27 protein-coding genes and 1 tRNA gene are annotated in these 25,336 nt (G+C 74.6%); 15 read left to right on the top strand and 13 right to left on the bottom strand.

The window, feature by feature from the left end; all coding sequences use genetic code 11:
* Positions 1-5: 5 nt before the first annotated feature.
* Complete coding sequence (locus tag TEK04_RS12315) at positions 6-632, bottom strand: class F sortase (RefSeq protein ID WP_336404633.1); 627 nt, start codon at positions 630-632, stop codon at positions 6-8.
* On the bottom strand, positions 616-1,500 hold the full coding sequence (locus TEK04_RS12310; protein ID WP_336404632.1) for a hypothetical protein: 885 nt from the start codon (positions 1,498-1,500) through the stop codon (positions 616-618). The genes TEK04_RS12315 and TEK04_RS12310 overlap by 17 nt, the downstream gene beginning before the upstream one ends.
* Before the next feature lie 205 nt (positions 1,501-1,705).
* On the opposite strand from TEK04_RS12310, the gene TEK04_RS12305 reads away from it, so the two are divergent.
* The 4 genes from TEK04_RS12305 to TEK04_RS12290 all read left to right on the top strand — a co-directional run bounded on the left by TEK04_RS12305 (position 1,706) and on the right by TEK04_RS12290 (position 5,910).
* The gene (locus TEK04_RS12305; protein WP_336404631.1) at positions 1,706-2,272 is read left to right on the top strand and encodes a hypothetical protein; all 567 of its coding nucleotides are present in this window, start codon (positions 1,706-1,708) and stop codon (positions 2,270-2,272) included.
* 143 nt (positions 2,273-2,415) lie between these two features.
* Entirely contained in the window at positions 2,416-4,380 is a 1,965-nt protein-coding gene (gene acs, locus TEK04_RS12300) for an acetate--CoA ligase (protein ID WP_336404630.1), read from the top strand.
* Between the two features lie 118 nt (positions 4,381-4,498).
* Positions 4,499-5,002 (top strand): phage holin family protein, encoded by a 504-nt coding sequence (locus TEK04_RS12295; protein WP_336404629.1) that lies wholly within the window; start codon positions 4,499-4,501, stop codon positions 5,000-5,002.
* Positions 4,999-5,910, top strand: a complete 912-nt coding sequence (locus tag TEK04_RS12290) for an alpha/beta fold hydrolase (RefSeq protein ID WP_336404628.1) — start codon at positions 4,999-5,001, stop codon at positions 5,908-5,910. Before TEK04_RS12295 ends, TEK04_RS12290 begins: the two co-directional genes overlap by 4 nt.
* A 27-nt stretch (positions 5,911-5,937) precedes the next feature.
* Here the strand turns inward: TEK04_RS12290 and TEK04_RS12285 are convergent, their stop codons facing one another.
* Genes TEK04_RS12285 through nth form a run of 5 tightly spaced genes read right to left on the bottom strand, consistent with a single transcriptional unit; the run spans position 5,938 to position 9,705 of the window.
* Entirely contained in the window at positions 5,938-7,119 is a 1,182-nt protein-coding gene (locus TEK04_RS12285) for a MarP family serine protease (protein WP_336404627.1), read from the bottom strand.
* Between the two features lie 3 nt (positions 7,120-7,122).
* Positions 7,123-7,599: a plastocyanin/azurin family copper-binding protein gene (locus TEK04_RS12280; RefSeq protein WP_336404626.1), complete on the bottom strand. Its 477-nt coding sequence runs from the start codon at positions 7,597-7,599 to the stop codon at positions 7,123-7,125.
* The gene (locus tag TEK04_RS12275; protein WP_336404625.1) at positions 7,596-8,345 is read right to left on the bottom strand and encodes an NUDIX hydrolase; all 750 of its coding nucleotides are present in this window, start codon (positions 8,343-8,345) and stop codon (positions 7,596-7,598) included. Before TEK04_RS12275 ends, TEK04_RS12280 begins: the two co-directional genes overlap by 4 nt.
* Complete coding sequence (locus TEK04_RS12270) at positions 8,342-8,926, bottom strand: TlpA family protein disulfide reductase (RefSeq protein WP_336404624.1); 585 nt, start codon at positions 8,924-8,926, stop codon at positions 8,342-8,344. The genes TEK04_RS12275 and TEK04_RS12270 overlap by 4 nt, the downstream gene beginning before the upstream one ends.
* A complete protein-coding gene (gene nth, locus TEK04_RS12265; protein WP_336404623.1) occupies positions 8,923-9,705 on the bottom strand; it encodes an endonuclease III in 783 nt (260 codons plus the stop codon). The genes TEK04_RS12270 and nth overlap by 4 nt, the downstream gene beginning before the upstream one ends.
* 156 nt (positions 9,706-9,861) lie before the next feature.
* Here nth and TEK04_RS12260 point away from each other — a divergent pair, with 156 nt between their 5' ends.
* The gene (locus tag TEK04_RS12260) at positions 9,862-10,119 is read left to right on the top strand and encodes a hypothetical protein (protein WP_336404622.1); all 258 of its coding nucleotides are present in this window, start codon (positions 9,862-9,864) and stop codon (positions 10,117-10,119) included.
* Between the two features lie 126 nt (positions 10,120-10,245).
* Positions 10,246-10,920, top strand: coding sequence for a Crp/Fnr family transcriptional regulator (locus TEK04_RS12255; protein WP_336404621.1), 675 nt, complete (start codon positions 10,246-10,248; stop codon positions 10,918-10,920).
* Between the two features lie 73 nt (positions 10,921-10,993).
* On the opposite strand, the gene TEK04_RS12250 is transcribed toward TEK04_RS12255, so the two are convergent.
* Genes TEK04_RS12250 through sp36 form a run of 3 tightly spaced genes read right to left on the bottom strand, consistent with a single transcriptional unit; the run spans position 10,994 to position 12,442 of the window.
* The gene (locus TEK04_RS12250; protein ID WP_336404620.1) at positions 10,994-11,797 is read right to left on the bottom strand and encodes an NUDIX hydrolase; all 804 of its coding nucleotides are present in this window, start codon (positions 11,795-11,797) and stop codon (positions 10,994-10,996) included.
* A 7-nt stretch (positions 11,798-11,804) separates the two neighbouring features.
* Positions 11,805-12,278, bottom strand: a complete 474-nt coding sequence (locus tag TEK04_RS12245) for a RidA family protein (protein WP_336404619.1) — start codon at positions 12,276-12,278, stop codon at positions 11,805-11,807.
* Complete coding sequence (sp36, locus tag TEK04_RS12240; RefSeq protein WP_091058056.1) at positions 12,275-12,442, bottom strand: Sp36 family protein; 168 nt, start codon at positions 12,440-12,442, stop codon at positions 12,275-12,277. The genes TEK04_RS12245 and sp36 overlap by 4 nt, the downstream gene beginning before the upstream one ends.
* 118 nt (positions 12,443-12,560) lie before the next feature.
* Between sp36 and bagA the strand changes: the two genes are divergently transcribed.
* From bagA to TEK04_RS12225, 3 genes are all read left to right on the top strand, one after another.
* Entirely contained in the window at positions 12,561-13,535 is a 975-nt protein-coding gene (gene bagA, locus TEK04_RS12235; RefSeq protein ID WP_336404618.1) for an ATPase BagA, read from the top strand.
* The gene (gene bagB, locus TEK04_RS12230; protein WP_336404617.1) at positions 13,532-14,710 is read left to right on the top strand and encodes an ATPase BagB; all 1,179 of its coding nucleotides are present in this window, start codon (positions 13,532-13,534) and stop codon (positions 14,708-14,710) included. Before bagA ends, bagB begins: the two co-directional genes overlap by 4 nt.
* Positions 14,711-14,968: 258 nt before the next feature.
* On the top strand, positions 14,969-17,272 hold the full coding sequence (locus tag TEK04_RS12225; protein ID WP_336404616.1) for a penicillin-binding protein: 2,304 nt from the start codon (positions 14,969-14,971) through the stop codon (positions 17,270-17,272).
* 90 nt (positions 17,273-17,362) lie between these two features.
* Here TEK04_RS12225 and TEK04_RS12220 read toward each other — a convergent pair whose 3' ends face one another.
* Genes TEK04_RS12220 through TEK04_RS12210 form a run of 3 tightly spaced genes read right to left on the bottom strand, consistent with a single transcriptional unit; the run spans position 17,363 to position 18,493 of the window.
* A complete protein-coding gene (locus TEK04_RS12220; RefSeq protein ID WP_336404615.1) occupies positions 17,363-17,836 on the bottom strand; it encodes a GatB/YqeY domain-containing protein in 474 nt (157 codons plus the stop codon).
* The gene (locus TEK04_RS12215) at positions 17,829-18,233 is read right to left on the bottom strand and encodes a type II toxin-antitoxin system VapC family toxin (RefSeq protein WP_336404614.1); all 405 of its coding nucleotides are present in this window, start codon (positions 18,231-18,233) and stop codon (positions 17,829-17,831) included. Before TEK04_RS12215 ends, TEK04_RS12220 begins: the two co-directional genes overlap by 8 nt.
* Complete coding sequence (locus TEK04_RS12210; RefSeq protein WP_336404613.1) at positions 18,230-18,493, bottom strand: hypothetical protein; 264 nt, start codon at positions 18,491-18,493, stop codon at positions 18,230-18,232. Before TEK04_RS12210 ends, TEK04_RS12215 begins: the two co-directional genes overlap by 4 nt.
* 61 nt (positions 18,494-18,554) lie before the next feature.
* On the opposite strand from TEK04_RS12210, the gene TEK04_RS12205 reads away from it, so the two are divergent.
* The 6 genes from TEK04_RS12205 (at position 18,555) to TEK04_RS12180 (ending at position 25,326) form a co-directional block, all read left to right on the top strand.
* The gene (locus TEK04_RS12205; protein WP_336404612.1) at positions 18,555-19,493 is read left to right on the top strand and encodes a metallophosphoesterase; all 939 of its coding nucleotides are present in this window, start codon (positions 18,555-18,557) and stop codon (positions 19,491-19,493) included.
* Between the two features lie 16 nt (positions 19,494-19,509).
* Positions 19,510-19,586 (top strand) — tRNA-Pro (locus TEK04_RS12200).
* 82 nt (positions 19,587-19,668) lie between these two features.
* A complete protein-coding gene (locus TEK04_RS12195; protein ID WP_336404611.1) occupies positions 19,669-21,018 on the top strand; it encodes an amidase family protein in 1,350 nt (449 codons plus the stop codon).
* A gap of 55 nt (positions 21,019-21,073) precedes the next feature.
* Complete coding sequence (locus tag TEK04_RS12190; protein WP_336404610.1) at positions 21,074-22,432, top strand: hemolysin family protein; 1,359 nt, start codon at positions 21,074-21,076, stop codon at positions 22,430-22,432.
* The gene (locus TEK04_RS12185) at positions 22,429-23,508 is read left to right on the top strand and encodes a hemolysin family protein (RefSeq protein ID WP_336404609.1); all 1,080 of its coding nucleotides are present in this window, start codon (positions 22,429-22,431) and stop codon (positions 23,506-23,508) included. The genes TEK04_RS12190 and TEK04_RS12185 overlap by 4 nt, the downstream gene beginning before the upstream one ends.
* Before the next feature lie 3 nt (positions 23,509-23,511).
* Entirely contained in the window at positions 23,512-25,326 is a 1,815-nt protein-coding gene (locus TEK04_RS12180; RefSeq protein ID WP_336404608.1) for a S9 family peptidase, read from the top strand.
* The last annotated feature ends 10 nt before the right edge of the window (positions 25,327-25,336 follow it).

The raw sequence follows: 25,336 nt of genomic DNA, 5'->3' as shown, positions 1-25,336 counted from the left end.
GGGACCTACACGACCGAGGCGAAGACCACCACGTTCTCGTCGCTGGCCCCGGCCGACTCGTCGTACTCGCCGCCGCACGTGACCAGCGCCACGTCGGCACCCTCGGGGTGCCCGTTGAGCGCGTCGGACAGGGCCGACGTCGACTTGTCCAGCCCGGTCAGCGGCGCCTCGATGACCTGCAGCTGCAGCTGCGCCCCGTCCGCGTCGGTGAGGACGACGGCATCGCCCACCTGCAGGTCGCCCAGCCGGTCGAAGACCCCGGGGGCGTCCCCCGGGACGTCGTGGCCGAGCACCACGGCCATCTGACCCGACCCCGGCTGGGGCCCGTCGGACCACCACGAGGTCGCGGCCATGTCCTCGGGCACGCCGTAGCCGGCGACCTGCTGGCCGGTGAAGGGGTTGGTGTACTCCACCGTGCCGCGCTGCTCGACCGGGGCCTCGACCCCGATCGCCGGCACGCTGAGCGCAGCGGGCACGAGCGGGGTCTCGGCGGTGGAGGTGGCCGGCACGGGGTCGGCGTCGCTGCCGCCCCCGTAGCCGTAGAAGAGGCCGCCGCCCAGCAGGACGGCGAGCGTCAGCAGGACGACCAGGCCCGAGGAGGACCCGGTGCCGCGGTCAGCCGGCGACGCCACGGCGGGCCCGCAGCCACAGCGCACCACCGCCGGTGGCCATCCCCAGGGCACCCAGGCCCACCAGGGCCTCGACACCCCAGCCATCGTCGGCGGGGTCCCCGCCGGTGGGCGCGTAGCCGGGGTAGGCGACGGGGTGGGCCGGCGCGGGGCTGGTGGTGACCGGGGCGGGGGTGGTCACCGGCGCGGCCGGCTGCGGCTCCGGCGTGGTCGGCTGGACGGCCGGCGCGGGGACCAGCGCGGCCAAGCACTTCGCGAAGTCGAGGACCACCTGCACCGTCTCCGTGACGCCGTCGACGATGACCTGGACGGCCATGGTCAGCGATTCCTGGCCGTTCTCGAACAGGTCGGCGATCGCCTCGGGGCTGAGGTCGAGCAGGTCCAGCAGCTGCGCCTGGGTGATCGGGATGGTCGTCGTGGCCGAGCCGTCGGCAGCCACCGCCGTCTCGGTCGAACCACCGCCCAGCAGACCGATGAGCGCCTCCGTCAACCCGCTCGCGAGGCCCGTGACCGACACCTGGATCCCGGTGACCAGGCCCTGCACGCACGCCGCGCCGCCCGAGATGATCGCCGTCGGGTCCGGGGTGCCCCCGCCGCCGGCGCCGGGCAGGCTCGGCAGCCCACCACCGGGCAGCGCCGGGACGACCGTCCCCCCACCCGAGGTGTCCGTGCCGCCACCGGGCAGGCCATTGGTCAGGCCACCGGGCAGGCCACTGGTCAGGCCACCGAGGACGTCGGTCACCGGGTTGTCGGTGAGGGAGGGGGTCTCGGCCGAGGCGACGGCGGGGGTGCCGAGGACGGCGACCGCGGCGATCGCGCCCGTGGTGAGCAGCCGGCGACCGGCGTGGTGGGCGAGGCGGGGCAGGGGCACGGCGGCGACCTCCGTTGGTCGGGCTGGCGCGGACGGGTGCTCGGTCAACGACACCCGTGACGGAAGGTTACGGGTAGCCGTGACGGACCCGTCCGGACGCCCCGGACCGGGTGGCGCCCGCGACCCCTGGCCGCGTCGGCCGTGGTCGCGCTACCGTCGGGTGCCCACCGGTCCCGCGCGCGGGCCGGCGCGGAGGAGGTCGGTCGTGGAGCTGCTGCTCGTCCTGGTCGTGGTGGCCCTGCTGGCGGTGGCCGGCGTCGTCGCCGGCGGGGTGGTGCTCACCCGGCGCGCGGTGCGGGCGGTGCAGGCCAGCCCGGCGCTGCGGCGGGGTCGCGAGCTGACGCAGTACGCCGGCACCGCGGTGGCCGTCGTCCGCAACCCGGCCCGGGCCGACCGCGCGTCGGCGGCCCTGGCCGCCCGCATCACCTCGGCGTCGATGACCCTGCAGCGCGAGGTGACCGCGGCCCGGCGGGCGCAGGCCCACCTCGGCGACGTGCCCGAGGTGCTCCCGCAGCTCACCGACGAGGGGTACGCGCTGGCCCGGGCCCTGCGCGGCGAGGCCGCCGCCCCCACCGGCCGGGCCGGCGCGCTGCACGAGGCCGCGCAGGCCCACCTCGCTGTCGTCGCCGACGTGACCGGCGCGGTGCGGGCCAGCGCCGCGCTGCCGGCCGCGCACGGCTCCGCCGCGGCCGAGGCCGCCCGGGCCGCTGCGGACCTGCGGGCCTGGACCGATGCCTACCGCGAGCTCACCCGCCCCGACGTCCCCTCCTGACGGCACCGCCGACCGGGTGCCCGGCAGTGCGTTGCCGGGGTGTTGCGGAGGCACCTGACGGGACCCGGCCGTGCGCCCTAGGGTTCTCCGTGAGGCAGCGTCGCCGGGTCCGTGCCGGCCGACGCCGGACAGCGGAGGTACCGATGAGCGACACCCAGAGCCTGACCGACGAGATCCCGGCCGGCGGGGTGTTCGAGCCGCCCGCCGAGCTCGCCCAGCACGCCAACGTCACCGCCGAGACCTACCAGCGCGCCGCCGACGACCGACTGGCCTTCTGGGCCGACGCCGCCCAGCGCCTCGAGTGGTCGAAGCCCTGGGACGAGGTGCTCGACTGGAGCAACCCGCCGTTCGCGAAGTGGTTCGTCGGCGGCGAGCTGAACGTGGCGGCCAACTGCGTCGACCGGCACGTCGCCGCCGGCAACGGCGAGAAGGTGGCCTACCACTGGGTCGGCGAGCCCGGCGACACCCGCACCATCACCTACGCCCAGCTCAAGGACGAGGTGAGCAAGGCCGCCAACGCGCTGCTCTCGCTCGGCGTCCAGGCCGGCGACCGGGTGGCCATCTACCTGCCGATGATCCCCGAGGCGGTCATCTCGATGCTGGCCTGCGCCCGCATCGGCGCCGTCCACATGGTCGTGTTCGGCGGGTTCTCCCCCGACGCCCTGGCCTCCCGCATCGAGGACGCCGGCGCGCGCGTGGTCATCACGGCCGACGGCGGCTATCGCCGGGGGGCGCCGAGCGCGCTCAAGCCCGCCGTCGACGAGGCGCTGACCAAGGTCGGCGGCGTCGACCACGTCCTGGTCGTGAAGCGCACCGAGCAGGACGTCGACTGGACCGAGGGCCGCGACCAGTGGTGGCACGACCTGGTCGACGTCCAGTCCACCGAGCACGAGGCGCAGCCCTTCGACGCCGAGCACCCGCTCTACATCATGTACACCTCGGGCACGACCGCGAAGCCCAAGGGCATCCTGCACACCTCGGGCGGCTACCTCACCCAGGTGTCGTTCACCCACTGGGGCACCTTCGACCTCAAGGCCGACACCGACGTGTTCTGGTGCGCCGCCGACGTGGCCTGGGTGACCGGCCACTCCTACATCGTCTACGGCCCGCTCTCCAACGGCGCCACCTCGGTGATGTACGAAGGCACCCCCGAGACCCCGCACCGCGGCCGCTGGTGGGAGATCGTCCAGCAGTACGGCGTGACCATCCTCTACGCCGCCCCCACCGTCGTCCGCACGTTCATGAAGTGGGGCGCGCAGGAGCTCGAGCCCTTCGACACCTCGTCGCTGCGGGTGCTGGGCTCGGTCGGCGAGCCGATCAACCCCGAGGCGTGGCTCTGGTACCGCAAGAACGTCGGCGGGGGGACCGCGACCGTCGTCGACACCTGGTGGCAGACCGAGACCGGCGCGCACATGATCGCCCCGATGCCCGGCGTGACCGCCACCAAGCCGGGGTCCGCGCAGCGCGCGGTGCCGGGCATCTCGGCGGCCGTCGTCGACGAGGAGGGCAAGCCGGTGGAGCCCGGCGCCACCGGCTACCTGGTGCTCACCGAGCCCTGGCCGTCGATGCTGCGCACGATCTGGGGCTCCGACGAGCGGTACGTCGACACCTACTGGTCGCGCTACGGGAACCAGACCTACTTCGCCGGCGACGGCGCCAAGCTCGACGAGGACGGCGACATCTGGCTGCTGGGCCGGGTGGACGACGTGATGAACGTGTCCGGGCACCGCATCTCCACCACCGAGGTCGAGTCGGCGCTGGTCAGCCACCCGGCCGTCGCCGAGGCCGCGGTCGTGGGCGCCACCGACCCGACCACCGGCCAGGGCATCGTCGCCTTCGTCATCCTGCGCGGGGGCGCCGAGGACTCCGGCGACGACCTGGTGACGGAGCTGCGCCAGCACGTGCGCAAGGAGATCGGCCCGATCGCCTCGCCGCGGCAGATCATGGTCGTGGCCGAGCTGCCCAAGACCCGCTCCGGCAAGATCATGCGCCGCCTGCTGCGCGACGTCGCCGAGAACCGCGAGCTGGGCGACGTGTCCACGCTGACCGACTCCTCGGTGATGGACCTGATCGGCGCCAAGATGCCCAGCGCCTCCGCGGAGGACTGAGCGCGCACCCCCGTGCAGCTCGCCCCGGCGGACCGCGATCCGGCGCGCCGGCCCAGCGTAGGGCACGATCATGGTTCGACAGCGCGGTCCGCCGCGTCGCACCACCGAGGAGACACCCGTGGCCCACAGCGCCCCCAGCACCCGACCGTCCGGCCTGCCGGCCGGTCCCGAGCAGCCGTCGATCGGCTCGCTGGTGCAGAGCGCCATGGCCGACGTCTCCACCCTCATCCGCAGCGAGGTCGAGCTGGCCAAGGCCGAGGTCGGCGCCTCGGTGAAGAAGGTGGGCATCGGCGGGGGCCTGATCGCCGCCGGCGGGGTGATGCTGGCCTTCGCGTCGATCTTCCTGTTCATCGCGATCGCCGAGTTCATCACCTGGCTGGGCCTGGCCCGCTGGATCGCCTACCTCATCGTCTTCGCCGGTCTGGTGCTGGTCGGCGCGCTGGTCATCGTCGTCGGCATCCGGCTGACCAAGAAGTTCCGCAAGCCCGAGCGCACCATCGAGACGCTCAAGGACCTCCCCGACGTCATGCGTCGTGAGGCCCCGGGTCAGCGCCAGCACGACCTGCCCACCGTGCGCGGTGGCGAGGTCGTGAAGGCCGACCCGCACGCCCGCCTGGGGTGACCGCCCCCGACGCGACCAGCGCCCTCGTCCCGGGGCCGTGGCGGCACCGGGACATCTCCGCGAACGGGGTGCGGTTGCACGCCGCCGAGCTCGGCGAGGGCCCGCTGGTGCTGCTCGTGCACGGCTACCCGCAGTTCTGGTGGGCCTGGCGGCACCAGCTCGTCGCCCTCGCCGACGCCGGCTTCCGGGCGGTGGCCGTGGACCTGCGCGGCTACGGGGGCAGCGACAAGCCCCCGCGCGGCTACGACCTCCCCACGCTGTCGGCCGACGTCGCCGCCGTCGTCCGGGCGCTCGGCGAGGACGACGCCGTCGTCGTCGGGCACGACTGGGGCGGCCTGGTCGGCTGGACCATGGCCGCCCTGCACCCGCGCAGCGTGCGCTCGCTGGTCGTCGTGTCCTCGGCGCACCCGCGCGAGCTGCGGTCGGCCATGACCCACCCCGGACAGCGGCACGCGTCCCGGTACGCCCTGCGCTACCAGCTCCCCCGGTTGCCCGAGCGCCGGCTGACCCGCGCCGACGACGACCCCGTGGCCGACCTCGTCCGCCGCTGGGCCGGGCCGAGCTGGGTGCACACCACCGACTTCGCCGACGCCGTCGCGCGCTACCGCGACGCCGCCCGCATCCCGCAGGCCGCCTACGGGGCGATGGAGTTCCACCGCTGGGCCTTCCGCTCGCAGTTCCGGCCCGACGGGCTGCGCTACGCCCGCCGCATGACTGCGCCGGTCACCGCACCCACCCTGCAGCTGCACGGCACGCTCGACCCCTGCGTGCTGCTGCGCACCGCCGCTGGTTCGGGGCGGTACGTCGCGGGCGCCTACGAGTGGCGGGAGCTGCCGGGGGTGGGCCACTTCCCGCACGAGGAGAGCCCCGACGAGGTCAGCCGGGCCATCGTCGCCTGGGCCCGCTGACCCCCGCCCGGCCGCGGCCGGGCTGCCTCACTCGCAGGGGCCGGTGTCGACGGGGCTCGAGGCGGTGCGGCCCTGGGCGACGGCGTCGGCCACCTGGTCGTCGGTCAGGGCGTACCCGGTGTCGGGGTCATCGACGGCGGAGGCGAACACGACGCCGAGCACCGTACCGTCGGAGGCCAGGAGCGGCCCACCGGAGTTGCCGGCGCGCACCTGGCCGTACAGGGCGTACACGTCGCGGACGACGGTCTGCTCGCCGCGGAAGTCGGGACCGCTGATGGCGCCCCGGTCGCGCACCCGGGCCGCGCCGACGTAGAGCCCGCCGCCGCCCGGGTAGCCCATGACGATCGCGTCGGCGCCGGAGTCGGCGGGGGTGGCGGCGAACTCCAGCGGCGTCTGCGGCAGGCCGGGCACGGCCAGCACCGCGACGTCGGTCTCCTCGTCGACGTACACCGGGTAGGCGGGGTAGTCCTCGCCCTCGGTCTCGACCGTGGGCTCGCTGACGCCGGCCAGCACGTGCGCGTTGGTCATCACCCGCTCGGGGGCGAAGACGAAGCCCGACCCGTCGATCTGCCGGGAGCACGACGCCGCGACACCGCTGATCTTGACCACCGAGCCCTGCACCTGCGCCACCACCGCGCTCTGCGCGAGGGCCTGGTCGGGCACGGGGACGTCGCGCACCTGGGTGGGGGTCAGCGGGCCCAGGACGTCGGGCAGGCCCCGCCGGTCGATGGCCTCGCGCAGCGAGTCGTAGAGCGACCGGACGCCGTCGGGGACGCCCTGGTCGACGGCCTGCACGAGCGTGGACTGCCGCACCTGGCTGGCCACGGCCGGGAACGCCGAGTTGGCCAGCGGCGTGGCCACCATCCAGGCGACCAGCAGCACGGCCACCGCCGAGATGGCCGCGCCGGCCACGGAGTCGACGACCTTGGCCGGCTCCCAGGTGACGGTGCGCCGAATCGCGCGGCCCAGCCACCCGGCGACCACCTGGCCGAGCAGTGCGCCGGCCAGCACCACCACGAGGGCGACGAACACCCGCGACAGCGACGACCCGCCCAGCTCGTCGGCGACCGGCCCGGACAGCTGCGCCCCCGCCACCGCACCGCCGAAGAAGCCGATGAACGACGCGGCCGACACGATGAGCCCCTGGCGGAAACCCGACAGCGCGAACAGCAGGGCCAGCGCGATGAGCACCAGGTCGACGAGGGACACCGGTCAGCCGTTCGCGGTGGTCGCCGCCGGCGAGCCGGTCACGGTCATCGTGCCGACCTGGCCCAGCGCCGTGTGGAACGTGCACTCGAAGGGGTAGTCGCCCGGCTCGGTGACGGTGAACTCGATGGTCTCGCTCTGCCCCGGGGCCAGCAGCGGGATCTGCTCGGTGATGTCCACCGGCCCGGCGCCGGTGGTGAACATGAAGTTGTGGGTCAGCTGGGTGGCCACGCTGGTCACCGTCAGCCGCACCTGCCCCGGCGCCACGGTGAACGCGTCAGGGGTGAAGACGTAGTCGTCACCGGTCTCGATGGTGATCTCCTGCACCCCGTCGGGCGCGGTGGTCACCTCCCCCACCCCGGCGTCGGGCGTGCGGGTCGGGTCGGGCGTGGCCGGCGTGCGGTTGCTGCACCCGACGAGGCCCAGGGCGAGCAGGAGGGCGACCAGCAGGCCGCCCAGGACCCGGGCTCGGTTCGTCGTCATCGCCCGAGGACCGTACGCGGCGCGGCTGTGGACGGCGGCTCCTGCGCCACCGTCGGCGCGGCGCGGTCGGCCGGTTCCTCGACCACCGCCGCGGCGCCGCGCACGCGCTCCTGCTCGGCGGCGAGGTCGCGGACGTCGCGCTCGTCCCACGGGCGGGCCACCTCCGCGGCGGTCAGGACGGCGTCCAGCACCCCGCCGGTGAACCCCCACACGACCATGCCGGCGGCCTCGAAGGCCGGCCCGACGTAGCCCGAGGGGTGCCGGACCCGGAACCGGCGAGCCGGGTCGACCAGCTCGGCCAGGGGCACCCGGGCCACCTGCGCGACCTCGAACGGGTCACCGGTGACCGTCTCGCGGGGGTCGTCCCACCAGCCCACGACCGGGACGACCAGGTTGTCGCTGGGCCCCAGGAACAGCTCGGGCAGCGTGCCCAGCACGCGCACGGACGCCGGCTCGACCCCGGCCTCCTCCCAGGCCTCGCGCAGGGCGGTGCCCACCGGGTAGTCCTCCCCCGGCTCGGCGCCCCCACCCGGGAAGGCCGGCTGCCCGGCGTGCGTGCGCAGGCGGGTCGACTTCTCGATCAGCAGGACGTCGTGGCCGCGGGCGGTCTCGCCGAACAGGATGAGCACTGCCGATCGGCGCGCGGTGTCGGTGGCGTCGCCCATGCGGTGGCGCAGCGGCAGCGCGTCGGCGGAGGCGACCAGCGCCCGCACGTGCTCGGGGACACCGGTCAGGTCGGGGCTCACAGGGTGACGCCGAGGTGGTCGGCGACCAGCTGCTCGAACTCCTCGAGCGAGTCGACGGCGCCCGACTGCGTGTACGTGAGCGCGCCGTCGGCGGACACGAAGAAGGTGTAGGGCGCCCCCCGCAGCCCCTCCTCCGACAGCAGGTCACCCTGCTGGTCGAAGGCGTTCGGGTAGGTGACGCCCGCGTCGGCGGCGAAGGAGTCAGCGGCGGTCAGCGTGTCGGTGGAGACCAGGCCGAGGACCTGCACCTGGTCGCCGGCGGCGTCGGCGAGCTGCTGCACGATCGGAAGCTCTTCCCGGCACGGCCCGCACCAGGACCCCCACACGTTGATCACCGTGGGCACCCCGGGCGCGCGGGTCAGGTCGAGGGTGCCGCCGCCGATGCAGTCGAAGGTCAACGGCGGGAGCGCATCGGCGGCGGTGACGGGGTCACCGGTCTGCTCGGGGCAGGACTGCAGCGCGGTGTCGACGTCCTGGACACCGGTGTCCAACCCGGCGCCCGCGTCCTCGGGTGCACCCGAGGACGTGCAACCGGCCAGGGCGACCAGCGCAGCCGCGAGCGCCACGGCGAGCCGCCTCACAGCGTGTCCGAGGCGGCCGGGGTCTTGACCAGCGTCGCGGCCAGCAGCGGGTCGACCGGGCCGGTACCGAAGGAGGGGCACGAGCGGGCCAGCCCGCACGCCCCGCAGGCCGGCTTCTTCGCGTGGCAGACCCGCCGGCCGTGGAAGATCACGCGGTGGGAGAAGTCGGTCCACTCCTTCTTCGGGATCAGCGGCGCGATCTCGGACTCGACCTTGACCGGGTCGTCCTCCGCCGTCCAGCCGAAGCGGCGCACCAGCCGGCCGAAGTGCGTGTCCACCGTCAGCCCCGGGACGCCGAAGGCGTTGCCGAGCACCACGTTGGCGGTCTTGCGGCCCACCCCGGGCAGCGTCACGAGGTCCTCGAGCCGCGCGGGCACCTCGCCGTCGAACTGCTCGACCAGCGCCCGCCCCAGACCCAGCACCGAGTTCGCCTTGGCCCGGAAGAAGCCGGTGGGCTTGAGGATCGTCTCCAGCTCCTCGCGGTCGGCCCCGGCGTAGGCGGCCGCCGTGGGGTACCGGGCGAAGAGGGTGGGGGTGACCGTGTTGACGGTGCGGTCGGTGGTCTGCGCCGACAGGACGGTGGCGACCAGCAGCTCGAGCGGGGTGGTGAAGTCGAGCTCGCAGTGCGCGTCGGGGTGGATCAGCGCGAGGTCGCGGGCCATGCGCCGGGCCCGGCGGGTGCGGCCCAGCGGTGTCTCGGCCGGGTCGACCGGCGACAGGCCCAGCCGGACGGCCCGGGCGGGCCTCGTCGGGGGCGCGGGGAAGGCGGAGGCGGACACGCGACCGAGGGTAGGCGGGCCCACCGACAGCGCCGTTCTGTCATGCTCGTCCCAGCAGACCCACCCGTCACCGGCAGGTGTCGGACCCGCCGCACCGGGGCACCGCACACCGCGCACGGTCCAGCACGCAGTCGCACGACACGGAGGAGGCACCAGGTGGTCGCCCTCGTCGTCATCCTGTTCCCCCCGCTGGTGATCGCCTTCCTCCTGGTCATGGAGCGGGTGGAGGAACCCCTGCGCCGGCCGACCTCGCAGCGCCAGGTCGAGGAGTTCCTCGCCTCGGCCACGCCCGGCGACGTCGACGAGCTCGCGCACTCGGGCATCCGGCGGGCCATGGAGCGCTGGCGGCGCCGGCGTACCTCGGGCGCCGTCCGGGCCCGCGCGGCCGTCACCGCGCAGCGCCCGTCGGACTGAGCGGTCCCACCCCTTTCCGGGCATGCCGGTGACGCTCCGCACGGTGAGTCCCCCCACAGGCCCTAGACTGCCTCCGGACGTGGGTGATCGCTGAGCCCGCGACGACGTCGTACGAGAGGTGCACTGGTGGACGAGGTCCTTGCCCAGTCCGGTCTGTTCCAGGGGCTGTCCCCCGAGGCCGTGGAGCCCACGGCCAGCGGCCTGGAGACCGTGAACCTGCCCCGCGGCCGGGTGGTGTTCAACGAGGGCGAGCCCGGCGACAGCCTCTACGTGGTGCTCTCCGGCAAGATCAAGCTCTCCCGCCGCTCCCCCGACGGGCGCGAGAACGTGCTGGCCGTGATGGGCCCCTCCGACCAGTTCGGCGAGCTGTCGGTCTTCGACCCCGGCCCGCGCACCGCCACCGCCACCGCGGTCACCGACGTCCGGCTGGCCAAGATGCCGCAGCAGATGCTGCGGCCCTGGATCGAGGCGCACCCCGAGGTCGGCGAGCGGCTGCTGCAGGTGCTGGCCCGCCGCCTGCGCCGCACCAACGACTCGGTCGCCGACCTGATCTTCACCGACGTGCCCGGCCGCGTGGCCAAGGCGCTGCTGCAGATGGCCGACCGGTTCGGCTCCCGCGAGTCCGACGGTCTGCGGGTCAAGCACGACCTGACGCAGGAGGAGCTGGCCCAGCTGGTCGGCGCCTCCCGCGAGACGGTGAACAAGGCGCTGGCCGACTTCGTGCACCGTGGCTGGATCCAGCTGCAGGGCAAGTCGGTCGTCGTCCTCGACGAGGACCGCCTCCGCCGCCGCGCACGCTGACCCGTCGAACGCGAGAGGCCCAGAACCGCACCGGTTCTGGGCCTCTCGCGTTGCGGTCCGCAGGACCGCGATGTCACAGCGGGGCGACGAGCCGGATGCGGGTGCCGTCGGGCAGCTCGGCCCACGTCTGGCCGTCGGCGTCCTCGCTGAAGGTCGGGCTGATCGGTTCCAGCGGCGCCGGCGGCGAGCCGGCCAGCACGGCTGCGACGTCGGGGAAGGCGGCCAGCTGACCGAGCGTGTGCACGGTGGGCGGGAGCATCGGGCGGGTGCCGGCCTCGTACTCGGCCAGCGCCGCGGCCGCGGTCGACCACCCGGCCTCGTCGGCCTCCCCCGAGACGTCCTGCGCCTCCTGACCGTCCGGCAGGGCGGCGGCGAAGAACTTGGTGTCGTAGCGGCGGGGCTCCACCGGCGGCGTGATCCAGTGCGCGAAGGGCCGCAGGAGGTCCGCGCGCAGGGCCAGCCCGCGGGCCGCGAGCAGGTCCGACAGCGCGAGCTCGCGGGTCAGCAGCGCCTGCCGCTGGGCCTCCCACCCGGGGCCGGACACGTCGGGCACGACCCCGCCCGACGCCGGGCCGGCCAGCAGCACCCCGGCCTCCTCGAAGGTCTCCCGCACGGCGGCGCACACGAGCTGACGGGCCACCGCCTCGTCGCACCCCCAGGTCGTGGCCCAGCTGGCCGGCCCCGGGCCCACCCAGTCCAGGTCGGCGTCGCCGTCGCGGGGGTCCACCCCGCCGCCGATGTAGGCGGTCATGCCGCCGGCGAAGGGCATCCCCCGGGTACGCCGCTGCAGGTGCACCTCGACGCCGTCCGGCCCGTCGCGCAGCAACAGCACGGTGGCCGCCTGGCGCGGCTGGGCGGAGGGCTCCGTGGCGCTCATGCGGGGGTCAGCGCAGCTCGACGGTGAGCTCGACCTCGACCGGCGACCCCAGGGGCAGCTCGGCGACGCCGACGGCGGAGCGGGCGTGCTCACCGGCCGGGCCGAAGATCTTGCCGATCAGCTCCGACGCGCCGTTGACCACGCGCGGTTGGCCGGTGAAGCCCTCGGCGGAGGCGACGTAGCCGACCACGCGCACCACCCGGGCGACCGCGTCGAGGCCGACGAGGTCGTCGACGGCGGCCAGGGCGTTGAGCGCGCACACCTTGGCGTCGTGGGCGGCGTCCTCGGCCTCGACCGAGCCCCCGACCTTGCCGGTGCGGCGCAGCCCGCCGTCGACGAAGGGCAGCTGCCCGCTGGTCATGACCAGGTTGCCGGTGCGGACGGCGGGGACGTAGGAGGCCACCGGCGCCGCCACCGGGGGGAGCCGCAGGCCCAGCTCGGCCAACCGGGCGTGCCAGCTGGCCGGCTCGGCCGCCGTCACGCCGAGGGCCGCTTCAGGTAGGCCACGAGCTGGTCGCCACCGCCCGGGCCGGGCAGCACCGTGACCAGCTCCCAGCCGTCGACCCCCCAGGAGTCGAGGATGGCCTTGGTGTTGTGGGTCAGCAGCGGGATGGTCGCGTACTCCCAGGTGGTCCGTTCGCTCATGGTCGGCGACGCTATCTGCTCGCGGGCGGCCGGGCCGAACGACCCCGCCGCCGGGGGCCGGCACGGGCCCGTGGACGTCGGGGGGCGACGGGCCCCTCCTGGCTCGTAGGCTTCGGGGGTGAGTCCCGACGCCGCGCCCGTGCGCTGCCACATCGTGACTGGCAAGGGCGGCACCGGGAAGACGACGGTCGCCGCCGCCCTCGCCCTGGCCCTGGCCGCCGACGGGCGTCGCACGCTACTGGTCGAGACGGAGGGCCGGCAGGGCATCGCCCAGCTGTTCGACACCCCGCCGCTGCCCTACGAGGAGCGTCGGGTGGCCGTGGCCCGCGGCGGCGGCGAGGTGAAGGCCCTGGCCATCGACCTCGACGAGGCCCTGCTGGAGTACCTGGAGCTCTTCTACTCCATGAAGCGGGCCGGCCGTGCGCTGCGGAAGATGGGCGCGGTCGACTTCGCCACCACCATCGCCCCGGGGCTGCGCGACGTGCTGCTCACCGGGAAGATCAAGGAGGCCGTCACCCGCCGGGTCGACGGCCGCCGGGTGTACGACGCCGTCGTGGTCGACGCACCGCCGACCGGGCGGATCACCCGGTTCCTCAACGTCACCGACGAGGTCGCCGGGCTGGCCCGCTCGGGCCCGATCAAGACCCAGAGCGACGGCGTGATGGCCGTCCTGCGGTCGCCGCAGACCGCGGTCCACCTGGTCACCCTGCTGGAGGACATGCCCGTGCAGGAGACCGCCGACGCGATCGAGGAGCTGCAGGCGACCGGGCTGCCCGTCGGCAGCGTGCTGGTGAACATGGCCACCGAGCCGCTGCTGCCGGCCACCAGCCTGGCCCGGGCCGCCCAGGGCCGGCTCACCGCGGCCGAGCTCGCCCCGGCGCTGGCCGCCGGCGGTCTGCCCGAGGACCCCGCGATCGCCGCCGGCCTGGTCGCCGAGGCGGTGGAGCACGCGCAGCGCTGGCAGTCCCAGGACCAGCTGCGCGGGCGGGTCGCCGAGCTGGGGCGCCCCACCACCGAGCTGCCGCTGCTCACCGGGCCGGTCGACCTCGGCGCCCTGCACGAGCTGGCCACCCGGCTGGAGGTCCTGCGATGAGCACCGGCCTCGACCTCGACGCCCTGGTGCGCGACCCGGCCACCCGCATCGTGGTGTGCTGCGGCGCCGGCGGGGTGGGCAAGACGACGACGTCGGCCGCGCTCGGGCTGGCCGCCGCCGCGGCCGGGCGCTCGGTCGTCGTCCTCACCATCGACCCCGCCCGGCGGCTCGCGCAGTCCCTCGGGCTGGCCGAGCTGGACAACGAGCCGCGGCGGATCGACACCGGTGGACCCGGTGAGCTGCACGCGATGATGCTGGACATGAAGCGCACCTTCGACGACGTCGTGGTCGCGCACTCCACGCCCGAGCGGGCCGAGCAGGTGCTGTCCAACCCCTTCTACCAGGCGCTCTCCTCGTCCTTCGGCGGCACGCAGGAGTACATGGCCATGGAGAAGCTGGGCCAGCTGCGGGCGCGCGACACCTGGGACCTGATCGTCGTCGACACCCCGCCCTCGCGGTCGGCGCTGGACTTCCTCGACGCCCCCGACCGGCTCTCCCGCTTCCTCGACGGCACCATGATCCGGGTGCTCACCGCCCCGGCGCGGGCCGGCGGCCGGGCCGGGCTGCGCATGGTCAGCGCCGGGTTCGGGCTGTTCAGCCGGGTCATCTCGAAGATCCTGGGCGGGCAGCTGCTCGGCGACATCGCCACCTTCATCGCCGCGCTGGACTCGATGTTCGGCGGCTTCCGCGAGCGGGCGACGGCCACCTACGAACTCCTGAAGAAGCCGGGGACGGCGTTCGTCGTCGTCGCCACCCCCGAACCCGACGCCCTGCGCGAGGCCTCCTACTTCGTCGACCGCCTCTCGGCCGAGGGCATGCCGTTGGCCGGGCTCGTGCTCAACCGCACCCACCCGCCGGCGACGACGGCGCTGTCGGCCACCCGCGCGGCCGCGGCGGCCGAGGCGGTGGCCGAGGCCGGCGGCAAGGGCGCGAAGCTCGCCGCCGGTGCGCTGCGGGTGCACGCCGAACGCATGGCGCAGGCCACCCGCGAGCAGCGCCTGGCCGACCGCTTCGGCCAGGCCCACCCCGAGGTCGCCGTCCGCACCGTGCCGGCCGCGGCCGGCGACGTGCACGACCTGGCCGACCTCGAGGTCATGGCCACGGCCCTGACCGCCGCCGAGGGCGACACCGGGACCGGCACGCCGCGGTCCCGCATCCTCCCCGCCCGCCGCTGACCCCTGGCAGGGCAGGACCCCACCTCGGGGTGGCCGGACATCCTGCACGGTGTGCGCACCGGGCAACAGCCGGCCACCGTGCGAGATGTCCGGCCACCCCGAGGCTCCGGACGAGGCGGTGCGGTGCGCCCGCCGGCCACGGTCTGCGCAGCGGCCGGGAAGCGCCTGCGTGACGGGTGTGACCAGGCCGCGTCACCGCCCCGCGCGTCCACCTCGACACGACCGAACGGGTGACGATCCCGGGTACCTTGGTTCGCGATGTCCGAGAGCAGAGCTGTCTCCAAGGTCGCCACGCTGTTCAAGCTGGCCGCGACGATCGTGGTCGCCGGTGCGCTGGTCGCCGGCATGATGCTGCCCTTCGTGGGCGGCAGCGGGCTGGTCGCCCGCAACAGTGCCTCCTTGCTGGACGCCCTGCCGGTCGAGCTGACCGACCAGACCCCCAACGGCATGACGACGGTGCTGGCCGCGGACGGCCAGGTGCTCACGCACTTCTACGAGAAGAACCGCACACCGGTCACCGGGGATCAGATCTCCGAGGTCATGAAGCAGGCGATCGTCGACATCGAGGACAGCCGCTTCTACGACCACAACGGGCTCGACGTGCAGGGCACGCTGCGCGCGCTGGCCGCCAACATCGCCGCCGGCGGGGTCGCCGAGGGTGGTTCGACGCTGACCCAGCAGCTGGTCAAGCAGACCTTGCTGCAGACCGCCGCCACCCCGGCCGAGCGCGAGGCCGCCGACGAGCAGACCGTCGGCCGCAAGCTGCGCGAGGCCCGATTGGCCCTGGCGCTGGAGGAGACCTACACCAAGGACGAGATCCTCACCCGCTACCTCAACATCGCCTACTTCGGCGCCGGGGCCTACGGCATCCAGGCCGCCGCCCAGCGCTACTTCTCGGTCAACGCCATCGACCTGACGCTGCCCCAGGCCTCGGTGCTGGCCGGGCTGGTGCAGAGCCCCACCAACGACGACCCACTGGCCCACCCCGAGGCCGCCCAGGCCCGCCGGGACACCGTGCTCAACCGCATGCACGACCTCGGCCACATCACCGACCAGGAGCTGGCCGACACCACCGCCCAGCCGGTGGTCACCGCCGAGGGCCAGCCGCCGGCACGCAACTGCGTGGGTGCCAGCACGGGCGGCTTCTTCTGCGACTTCCTGCAGAAGTACCTGACGGGAACCCTGGGCATGAGCCAGGACCAGATCGACAACGGCGGGCTCACCATCACCACCACACTGCGCCCGGACATGCAGGCTGCTGGCGACCAAGGCGTGCTGAACACCCTGCCGATGGGCGACCCGCTGGTCGCGACGTACACCGCGGTGGAGCCCGGTACCGGCCACCTGCTCGCCATGAGCGTCAACCGGCAGTTCTGCTCGGACGCGAACAACCCCGCGTGCGAGTCCGTGAACTTCAACGTGGTGCCGAGCAAGGGCTCCGGCTCGACCTACAAGGTGTTCACCGCTGCCGCAGCCCTCGAGCAGGGCTACTCGCAGTACTACACGCTGACGACGAGCGACCCCTACACCTCCCGGGTCTACCGCGACGGCTCCGGCTTCTACGACGTGCCGAATGCCGGCCGCGGATACCCGGCCACGCTGGACATGGACCGCGCGCTGTACATGTCCTCCAACACCTACTTCCTGGCGCTGGAGGACGCCCTGGGCAGCATCGAGGGCCCCGTGCGCATGGCCGAGCGCATGGGCATGCACTTCGGCGGGCCCAACCAGTTCCCGGCCGACCAGATCATCGCCGAGGAACGCGGTTCGTTCACCTTCGGTACCGATGCCACGAGCCCGCTCGACCTGGCCAGCGCCTACTCGACCCTGGCCGCCAGTGGCACCCAGTGCGACCCGGACCCGGTGCTGTCCATCACCCGGGCCGACGGCTCGCCCGCCACGCTGCCCGACGGCACGGTCATCGACACCGGCAACTCCTGCAACCGCGGGGCCATCCCGTCCGGGGTCGCCAACACCCTGAACCAGATGCTCCGCGGGGACGTCGAGCCCGGCCACACCGGCCAGACCGCCTCCCGGGCCTACATCCCCGGTCACCAGATCGCGGGCAAGACCGGAACCACCAACTCGAACGTGTCGGTCAGCTTCGTGGGCTACACCCCCGAGTACGCGGCCAGCGTGATGGTGTTCAACCCGGTCGGGAACCAGAACGTCGGTGGGTTCGGTGGTGGGAAGGGCGCCACCATCTGGCACGACGCTATGCTCCCGATCCTGTCCAACCAGGACACCGCCGCATTCCCCCCGGCAGATGACTCGGTGGCCAACGGCAACACCCGCCAGGTGCCCAGCTGCGGCTCGGCCAGCGAGTGCCAGTCGGCCATCACCGCGGCCGGGCTGCGCTTCGCGGGCCAGACCAGCGTCGACTCCGACCAGCCGGCCGGCACGCTGATCGGCACGAACCCGCCGGCCGGCAGCCGGGTGCAGCAGGGCGGCTCGGTGTCGGTGCAGGTCAGCAACGGCTCGGGCTACACCGCCCCGGCGCCGACCTCCGCACCGGCCGACCCCAACGCCCCCGACACCAACGGCGACGGCCAACCCGGCTGAGCCGGCCCCGGCTCGGCCGGGGACAGCAGTGCAGAACGGACGGCGAGGGCCGGTCGACCAGGTGGTCGACCGGCCCTCGCCGCATGCGGGTCAGGCGAGCTGGCGGCGGACCTCCGCGGCCACCCGGCCACCCTCGGCCCGGCCCGCGACCTCCTTGGTCGCCCGGCCCATGACCTTGCCCATGTCGCCCAGGCCGCTGGCCCCGGTCGCGGCGACCACCTCGGCGACCAGCGCGGTCAGGTCGGCGTCGGACAGCTGCTGCGGCAGGTAGGCCGCCACGACGTCGCCCTCGGCCTGCTCGCGCTCGGCCTGCTCGGTGCGCCCGGCACCGGCGAAGGCCTCGGCGGCCTCGCGGCGCTTCTTCGCCTCGCGCCGCAGCACCGCCTGCACCTCGTCGTCGGTCAGCTCGCGGGCCTCCTTGCCGGCCACCTCCTCGGCGGTGACCGCGGCGAGCACCATGCGCAGGGTGGCGGTGGTCAGCTCGTCGCGGGCCTTCATGGCCGTGGTGAGGTCGTCGCGCAGCTTCTGCTTGAGGTCGGGCACGAGCACCAGCCTGTCACGCACCGCCAGTGGGTTCCGCGCCGACCACGTCGAGGCCCATGCCGCGTGCAACGCGGGCGAGACGGTCGTCGAACGTGGCCAGCGCGGCCCGCCGCTGGAGCGCGACGTCCAGCACGCAGCAGTCCGGCAGCTTCAGCCCGGTGCGCACCCTCAGCTCGGCCAGCCGCAGCGGCGCCCCGTCGTCGGTCGGGACGACCTCCACCCCGAGCCTCTGCAGGTCCGCGGACATCTCCGCGCCGCGCCCGATCCGGACCCCACCCACCAGCACCTCCGCGGCGGTGACCTGGTGGGCGAGCAGGGTGCGCACCCGAACCTCGTCGAGCAGCTCGCTGGCCCTCTCGTGATGGGCATCGGAGCCGGCCAACTGCCCGATCAGCACACTGGCGTCGACCGCGATCACTCCGGCCAGTCCTCCCGCAGCTCGGCCAGGTAGCCCGGCGGGAAGGCGCCGGAGTACTTCCCTGCGGTCTCCCGGATCGCGCGCCGACGGGCTGCGATCTTCTCGTCCTCGGACCGTGCGCTTGCGTCGTCGCCGGCCTCGATCAACCTGATCAACAGGCGACTGCGGGGCTCACCTGGCCAACGCTGCTCGGCGCGGTCGAGGGCGGCCGCGATCTCCGGGGTCTCGGTGACCTGGTGCCGGGGACGAGTGGTGGGCATGCACACCAGTGTGTCACCACATGACTCGGTGGCACACTTGCGACGCGCCTACGATCCCCCCGTGCGTCCTGCCCTCGCCGTCCCCGCCGCCGTCGTCGGAGCGGGGCTCGCCGCCGCCGGCTACGCCACCCTCGTCGAGCGGGTGCACTGGACCCTGCGCCGGTTCACCGTGCCGGTGCTGCCGCCGGGTCAGCGGCCGCTGACCGTGCTGCACCTGTCGGACCTGCACATGACGGCCGCCCAGACGTCCAAGCGCGACTGGGTGGCGGCGCTGGACGCCCTCGACCCGGACCTGGTGGTCAACACCGGGGACAACCTGGCCGGGCACGACACCGTGCCGATAGTGCTGGCCGCCCAGGAGCCGCTGCTCGACCGGCCCGGCATCTTCTGCCTGGCCAGCAACGACTACTACGCCCCCCGCCCGAAGAACCCGCTCAAGTACTTCAAGACCGACCACAAGCGGGTGCACGGCGACGAACTGCCCTGGCGCGACCTGCGGAGGGGCATGCTCGCCCGGGGGTGGCACGACGTCACCAACGGGACGGCGACCGTGCAGGTCGACGGCCGCACCATCGCCGTCCGGGGGGTCGACGACCCCCACCTGCAGCGCGACGACTACGACGCCGTCGCCGGTCCCACCGACCCGACCGCGGACCTGCGGCTGGGCCTGGTGCACTCCCCCGAGCCCCGGGTGCTCGACCGGTTCGCCTCCGACGGCCACGACCTCGTGCTCTCGGGCCACACCCACGGCGGTCAGCTGCGGGTGCCCTTCTACGGTGCGCTGGTCACCAACTGCGGCATCCCTCGCGACCAGGCCCGGTGGCTGCACCGCTGGGCCGAGCCGGCACCGGGCAACGTCCACGGCACCTGGCTGCACGTGTCGGCGGGCCTGGGCACCAGCCCCTACGCGCCCTACCGGTTCTGCTGCCCGCCCGAGGCCACCCTGCTGACGCTGGTGCCCCGGGACACCGCCGTCGAGTCCCGGCAGCCGGTGGGCTAGGCTTCACGTCGGCCCTCGGGGTGTGGCGCAGCTTGGTAGCGCGCGTCGTTCGGGACGACGAGGCCGCAGGTTCAAATCCTGTCACCCCGACCACGCCAGCAGGCCCGCTCCCCCCGGGAGCGGGCCTGCTGCGTTCCGCCGGTCGAGGTCGGGCCGGTGACCTAGGGTCGCCGTCATGGCCCGGCTCGACCGTCTCGACATCGCCCGCACCCGGGGCGGCACAGCCGCCGAGCGGCTCACCGACGCCGCTGCGCGGGCGCACGCGACCGACCCCCTCGGCGCCTTCCTCGCCGTCGTCGACCCCGACCGCGTCGATCCCGACCTGGCACCCGAGGGTCCCCTGGCCGGGGTGCCGATCGCGGTCAAGGACAACGTCGACGTCCTGGACCTGCCCACCAGCGGGGGCACCCCGGTGCTGCACGGGTCGCGCCCGGGCCGTGACCACCACGCGGTCGCCCGCCTGCGCGCGGCCGGCGCGACGGTCGTGGGCAAGACCAACCTGCACGAGCTGGCCTTCGGCATCACCAGCAACAACGCCGCCTACGGGCCGGTGCGCAACCCGCACGACCCGACCCGGTCGGCCGGCGGGTCCTCCGGCGGGTCCGCGGTCGCCGTGGCCACCGGGGTGGTCCCGGTCGCGCTGGGCACCGACACCGGCGGGTCGGTCCGGGTGCCCGCGGCGCACTGCGGTGTCGTGGGCTACCGGCCCACCACGGGCCGGTGGGGCGGGCACGAGGGCGTCGTCGGGCTCTCCAGCACGCGGGACACCGTCGGCGCGCTGGCCAGCACGGTGGCCGACGTCGTCCTGCTCGACCAGCTGGTCGCCGGCAGCGACCCCGCGTCCGTGCCGCACGCCCGCATGCTCCGGCTGGGCGTGCCGCTGCCCGGGTTCTTCGACGGGCTGGCCGAGGAGGTCGCCGACGCCGTGGGCCGCGCGCTGGACACCCTCGCCGACGCCGGCGTGGACCTGGTCGAGGTCGACGTCGTCGCCGCGCACGAGCTCGACGCCCGCTGCGGGTTCCCGATCGTGTTCCACGAGGTGCTGCGCACGCTCCCGGCGTACCTGGGCAGCCTGCCCGACGGCCCCACCTTCGAGGAGCTGCTCGCGGGCGTGGCCGGCCCCGACGTCCGCGGCGCGCTGGAGCACGCCGTCGGCGAGCCGGTCCCGGGCTCGGTGTACGCCGAGTGCCTGGGGCTGCGCGAGGAGCTGCGCGCGGCCTACGCCACCGCCCACGAGCTGCCCGGCGGCGGCCGGCTCGACGCCCTGGTCTACCCGACCACCCCGCTGGTCGCCCCGCCGCTGGGCGACGACGACACCACCGACCTCGGCGGCGAGCAGGTGCCCGTGTTCGGCACGACCATCCAGAACACCGGCCCGGGCTCCACCGCGGGCATGCCGGCGGTCTCCCTGCCCTGCGGCACCACCCCGGCCGGGCTGCCGGTCGGCCTGAGCCTGGAGACGGTCCCCGACGCCGACCGGGCGCTGCTGGCCGTCGCGCGGCGGGTGGAGCAGCTGCTGTCCTGAAGAGCACAGCCCGCCGACGAGCGGTTGCGCCGCACAACCCCCACGCTGGTCCCCGATGACCGAGTGGCTGCTCCTGCTCGCCGCGGTGGCGCTCACCGTGCTGACGGGCTTCTTCGTCGCGGCGGAGTTCTCCTTCACCACCGTCGACCGCGGCCAGGCCGCCGAGGCCGCCGAGGACGGACGACGGGGCGCCGCCGGCGTGGTGACCGCGTTGAAGTCGCTGTCCACCCAGCTGTCGGCGGCCCAGCTGGGCATCACGCTGACCACCCTGCTGGTGGGCTACCTCGCCGAACCGGCGCTCGGCGGCCTGCTCGACGGGCCGCTGGAGGCGCTGGGCCTCTCGACCGGCCAGGCCACCGCGGTGGCGGTCGCCCTGGGCATCGCGCTGGCCACCGTGCTGCAGATGCTGCTGGGCGAGCTGGGGCCCAAGAACCTGGCCATCGCCAGCCCGTTGGCCGTCGCCTCCGTCGTGGCCCCCGGGATGCGGGCGTTCACCACGGTGTTCGGGTTCGTCGTCCGGGCGCTGCAGCGGTTGGCCAACGCCGTCGTCCGCGCGCTCGGGTTCGAGCCGCGGGAGGAACTCGACGACGCCCGCGGCGCCGGCGAGCTGGCTGCGGTGGCCCGGCGCAGCGCGGAGGAGGGCGACCTCTCCCCCACCGCCGCCCGGCTGCTGGACCGCTCGCTGGGGCTGCGCGACAAGTACGCCACCGACGTCATGACGCCGCGCACGCGGCTGGTCACCCTCCCCGACCACGCCACCGCCGCCGAGGTGATCGAGGCGGCGGTGGCGTCGGGCAACAGCCGCTTCCCGGTCTGGCACCGCGACCTCGACGACGTCACCGGGCTGGTGCACGTCAAGCAGGCCGTCGCCGTCCCCGAGGCCGAGCGGGGCACCCGCACCGCCGGCGAGCTGGCCCGCCCGGTGCTGGCCGTGCCCAGCTCGCTGCACCTGGACCCGCTGCTGGACCTGCTGCGCGAGGAAGGCCTGCAGCTGGCCCTCGTCGTGGACGAGTGGGGCGCCACGCACGGCATCGTCACGCTGGAGGACATCGTCGAGGAGCTGGTCGGGGAGATCACCGACGAGACCGACCGGCCACTGCGTCGGCTGCGGCGCGACGGCGAGGACTGGCTGCTGTCGGGCCTGCTGCGGCCCGACGAGGTGCGCGAGCGCACCGGCATCGCGGTGCCCGAGGGCCGCTACGAGACCCTGGGCGGCTTCCTGGCCCAGCAGCTGGCCCGGCTGCCCGTGGAGGGCGACGAGGTCGCCGTGGAGGGCCACCGGTTGGCCGTCACCCGCACCGAGGGACGGCGGGTGGCGCAGCTGCGGGCCACGCCGTCCCCCCGCGGTGACGACCTGCCCGCCCGCCAGCACGAGGCGGCCGGCATGACCGGTCAGGAAGTGGCGCAGGCGTGAACGACGTCCTCGCGCTGGCGATCCTGGTCGCGCTGCTGCTGGGCAACGCCTTCTTCGTCGCCGCCGAGTTCGCTCTGGTGTCGGCCCGGGTCGACCAGATCGAGCCGCGGGCGGCCGCCGGCTCGGCCCGGGCGCAGAAGACGCTGGCCGCGATGCGCAACGTCTCGCAGATGATGGCCGGCGCGCAGCTGGGCATCACCCTGTGCTCGCTGGGCCTGGGCGCGGTCGGCGAGCCCGCCGTGGCGCACCTGATCGAGGTCCCGCTGGAGGCCGCGGGCGTGCCGGGCGGGTTCCTGCACCCGATCGCCCTGGTGGTCGCGCTGGCGCTGGTCACCGTCCTGCACATGGTGCTCGGCGAGATGGTGCCCAAGAACATCACCATCGCCGGCCCCGACCGCGCCGCGATCGCCCTGGGCCCGCCGATGGCCAAGGTCGTCACCGTGCTCAAGCCGTTGATCTGGTTCTTCAACGGCACGGCCAACGCCTTCGTCACGCTGTTCGGCGTCACCCCCACCGACGAGGTCGCGGCCAGCTTCGACAGCTCCGAGATCCGCTCGATGATCACCCAGTCGCGCAGCCAGGGCCTGCTCGGCGACGAGGTCTCCGAGCTGGCCGAGGGGGCGCTCACCTTCGAGACCCACGACGCCCGGTCGGTGCTGCTGCCGGCCGGCACGCTGGTCACCGTCGACCGCGGCACCACCCCGCGCCAGCTCGAGCAGGTCGTGGCCGAGCACAGCTTCAGCCGGTACCCGGTGTGCGGGCCCGACGGGTCGTGGGCCGGGTACGTGCACGTCAAGGACGTGCTGGGCAGCGCCGACCGCGACCGCCCGCTGCCCGACGACGCCCTCGACGCCTTCGTCGAGCTCACCCCCGACGAGCCGCTGCCCGAGGTGCTGCAGGCGATGCGCGAGGCCGGCGTGCACCTGGGCCGGGTGACCGAGGACGACGAGGTGCTCGGCGTGGTCGCCCTGGAGGACGTGCTGGAGCGGCTGATCGGCGACGTGCGCGACGCCGCGGCGGACACCCCCGACGCCCCGGTGGCCCCGTCGGTGGGGAGCGGCGCCGGCGGGAGGTGAAGGATGAGGACCGTGCTCCCCCCCGACGTCACCGCCCGCTGGCAGGCCCGCTTCCGCGCTCCCCGCGTCTCGCTGCCCGACTGGGCCGAGGACGCCCCGCAGCGCTGCCTGTTCGCCTCCGACGTCACCGGCGTGGTGGAGCAGTACACCTGGGACCGCGACAGCGGCGAGCAGCGCCAGGTCACCGACCGGCCCAACGGCACGCTGGCGGCCACCCTGAGCCCCGACGGCGAGACGGTCTGGTGGTTCGCCGACACCGACGGCGACGAGTTCGGCGTGTGGCGCACCCAGCCCTTCGCCGGCGGCCCGGACGTCGTGGCCGTCCCCGAGGTCGAGCCGGCCTACCCGGCCGGGCTGGAGATCGGTCGCACCCTGGTCGCCGTCGGCCGGTCCACCGACGACGGCAGCGAGCTGTGGCTGGCCCCCGTCGGCGGCACCCCGCGGGTGGTCTACCGGACGCCGGACACCGCCTCGGTCGACGCCCTCTCCCGCGACGAGGACCGGCTGGTGATCTCGCACTCCGAGCACGGCGACCCCCGCTACCCGGCGCTGCGGGTGCTCGACCTCACGGCGGTCCCCGACGGGCACTCGCAGGCCGAACCCGGCAGCCCGTGGGTGGTGGCCGAGAAGTGGGACGGCGAGGAGCTGGGCCTGCACGCCCTCGGCTTCTCCCCCGTGCCCGGTGACCTGCGGCTGCTGGTCGGCCACGAGCGCCGCGGGCGCGAGGAGCTGCTGGTCTGGGACGTCGCCGCCGACACCGAGACCGAGCTGGTGCTCGACCTGCCCGGCGACGTCACCGCCGGCTGGTACCCCGACGGGTCGGCGCTGCTGGTCGGCCACGACCACGCCGCCCGCAGCGAGCTGTACCGCTACGAGCTGGCCACCGGCGAGCTGACGAAGCTGGACACCCCGCCCGGCGTCGTCCGCGGCGCCACCGCGCGCCCGGACGGGTCGGTGGAGCTGGCCTGGTCGTCCTCGGAGCGCCCCCCGGTGATCCGCCGCGCCGACGGCCCCGTCGTGCTGGCCGCCCCCGGTGCGGAGCCGCCGGCGGCCTACCCGGTGGAGGACCGGTGGGTGCCCGGCCCGGGCGGTGACGTGCACGCGCTGCTGGTGCGCCCGGCCGGCGAGGGCCCGTTCGCCACCGCGTTCCTGGTGCACGGCGGCCCGGAGTCCGCCGACGACGACTCCTACCGGGCCCGCCGCGCGGCCTACGTCGACGCCGGCTACGCGGTGGTGCACGTGAACTACCGCGGCTCGTCGGGCTACGGCTCGGCGTGGCGCGACGCCCTCACCGGCCGGCCCGGGCTCACCGAGCTCGAGGACGTCGCCGCCGTCCAGGACGCCCTGGTCGCCGAGGGCGTGGTGGACCCCGACCGCTGCGTCCTCACCGGCGGGTCCTGGGGCGGGTTCCTCACCCTGCTGGGCCTGGGCACCCAGCCCGAGCGCTGGGCGGCGGGGATCGCCGAGGTGCCGGTGGCTGACTACCTGGCTGCCTACGAGGACGAGATGGAGGGCCTGCGGGCCTACGACCGGGCGCTGTTCGGCGGGTCGCCCGACCAGGTGCCCGAGGTGTACCGCCGGTCGTCACCGCTGACCTACGTGGGCGCGGTCGCCGCCCCGGTGCTGGTGGTGGCCGGGGCGAACGACCCCCGGTGCCCGATCCGGCAGATCGACAACTACCTGGAAGCCATGGAGGCGCTGTCGAAGCCGCACGAGGTGTACCGGTTCGACGCCGGGCACGGCTCGCTGGTGGTCGAGGAGACCATCCGGCAGGTGGAGACCGCGCTGGACTTCGCGCTGCGGCACGTCGCGCCGTAGGCCGCCGGTG

The organism is Klenkia sesuvii, from assembly GCF_037083825.1.
Classification (GTDB): Bacteria; Actinomycetota; Actinomycetes; order Mycobacteriales; family Geodermatophilaceae; genus Klenkia; species Klenkia sesuvii.
The sequence above is the reverse complement of the archived record's forward strand: the minus strand, read 5'-3'. Positions and strand labels throughout refer to the sequence as shown.

What these genes read in the sequence shown, in the direction of transcription:
- TEK04_RS12180 (WP_336404608.1), top strand. Translation starts at nt 23,512, where the DNA reads ATGAGGACCGTGCTCCCCCCCGACGTCACCGCCCGCTGGCAGGCCCGC.
- TEK04_RS12225 (WP_336404616.1), top strand. Translation starts at nt 14,969, where the DNA reads ATGTCCGAGAGCAGAGCTGTCTCCAAGGTCGCCACGCTGTTCAAGCTG.
- bagB (WP_336404617.1), top strand. Translation starts at nt 13,532, where the DNA reads ATGAGCACCGGCCTCGACCTCGACGCCCTGGTGCGCGACCCGGCCACC.
- acs (WP_336404630.1), top strand. Translation starts at nt 2,416, where the DNA reads ATGAGCGACACCCAGAGCCTGACCGACGAGATCCCGGCCGGCGGGGTG.
- sp36 (WP_091058056.1), bottom strand. Translation starts at nt 12,442, where the DNA reads ATGAGCGAACGGACCACCTGGGAGTACGCGACCATCCCGCTGCTGACC.
- TEK04_RS12195 (WP_336404611.1), top strand. Translation starts at nt 19,669, where the DNA reads ATGGCCCGGCTCGACCGTCTCGACATCGCCCGCACCCGGGGCGGCACA.
- TEK04_RS12280 (WP_336404626.1), bottom strand. Translation starts at nt 7,599, where the DNA reads ATGACGACGAACCGAGCCCGGGTCCTGGGCGGCCTGCTGGTCGCCCTC.
- TEK04_RS12210 (WP_336404613.1), bottom strand. Translation starts at nt 18,493, where the DNA reads ATGCCCACCACTCGTCCCCGGCACCAGGTCACCGAGACCCCGGAGATC.
- TEK04_RS12190 (WP_336404610.1), top strand. Translation starts at nt 21,074, where the DNA reads ATGACCGAGTGGCTGCTCCTGCTCGCCGCGGTGGCGCTCACCGTGCTG.
- TEK04_RS12250 (WP_336404620.1), bottom strand. Translation starts at nt 11,797, where the DNA reads ATGAGCGCCACGGAGCCCTCCGCCCAGCCGCGCCAGGCGGCCACCGTG.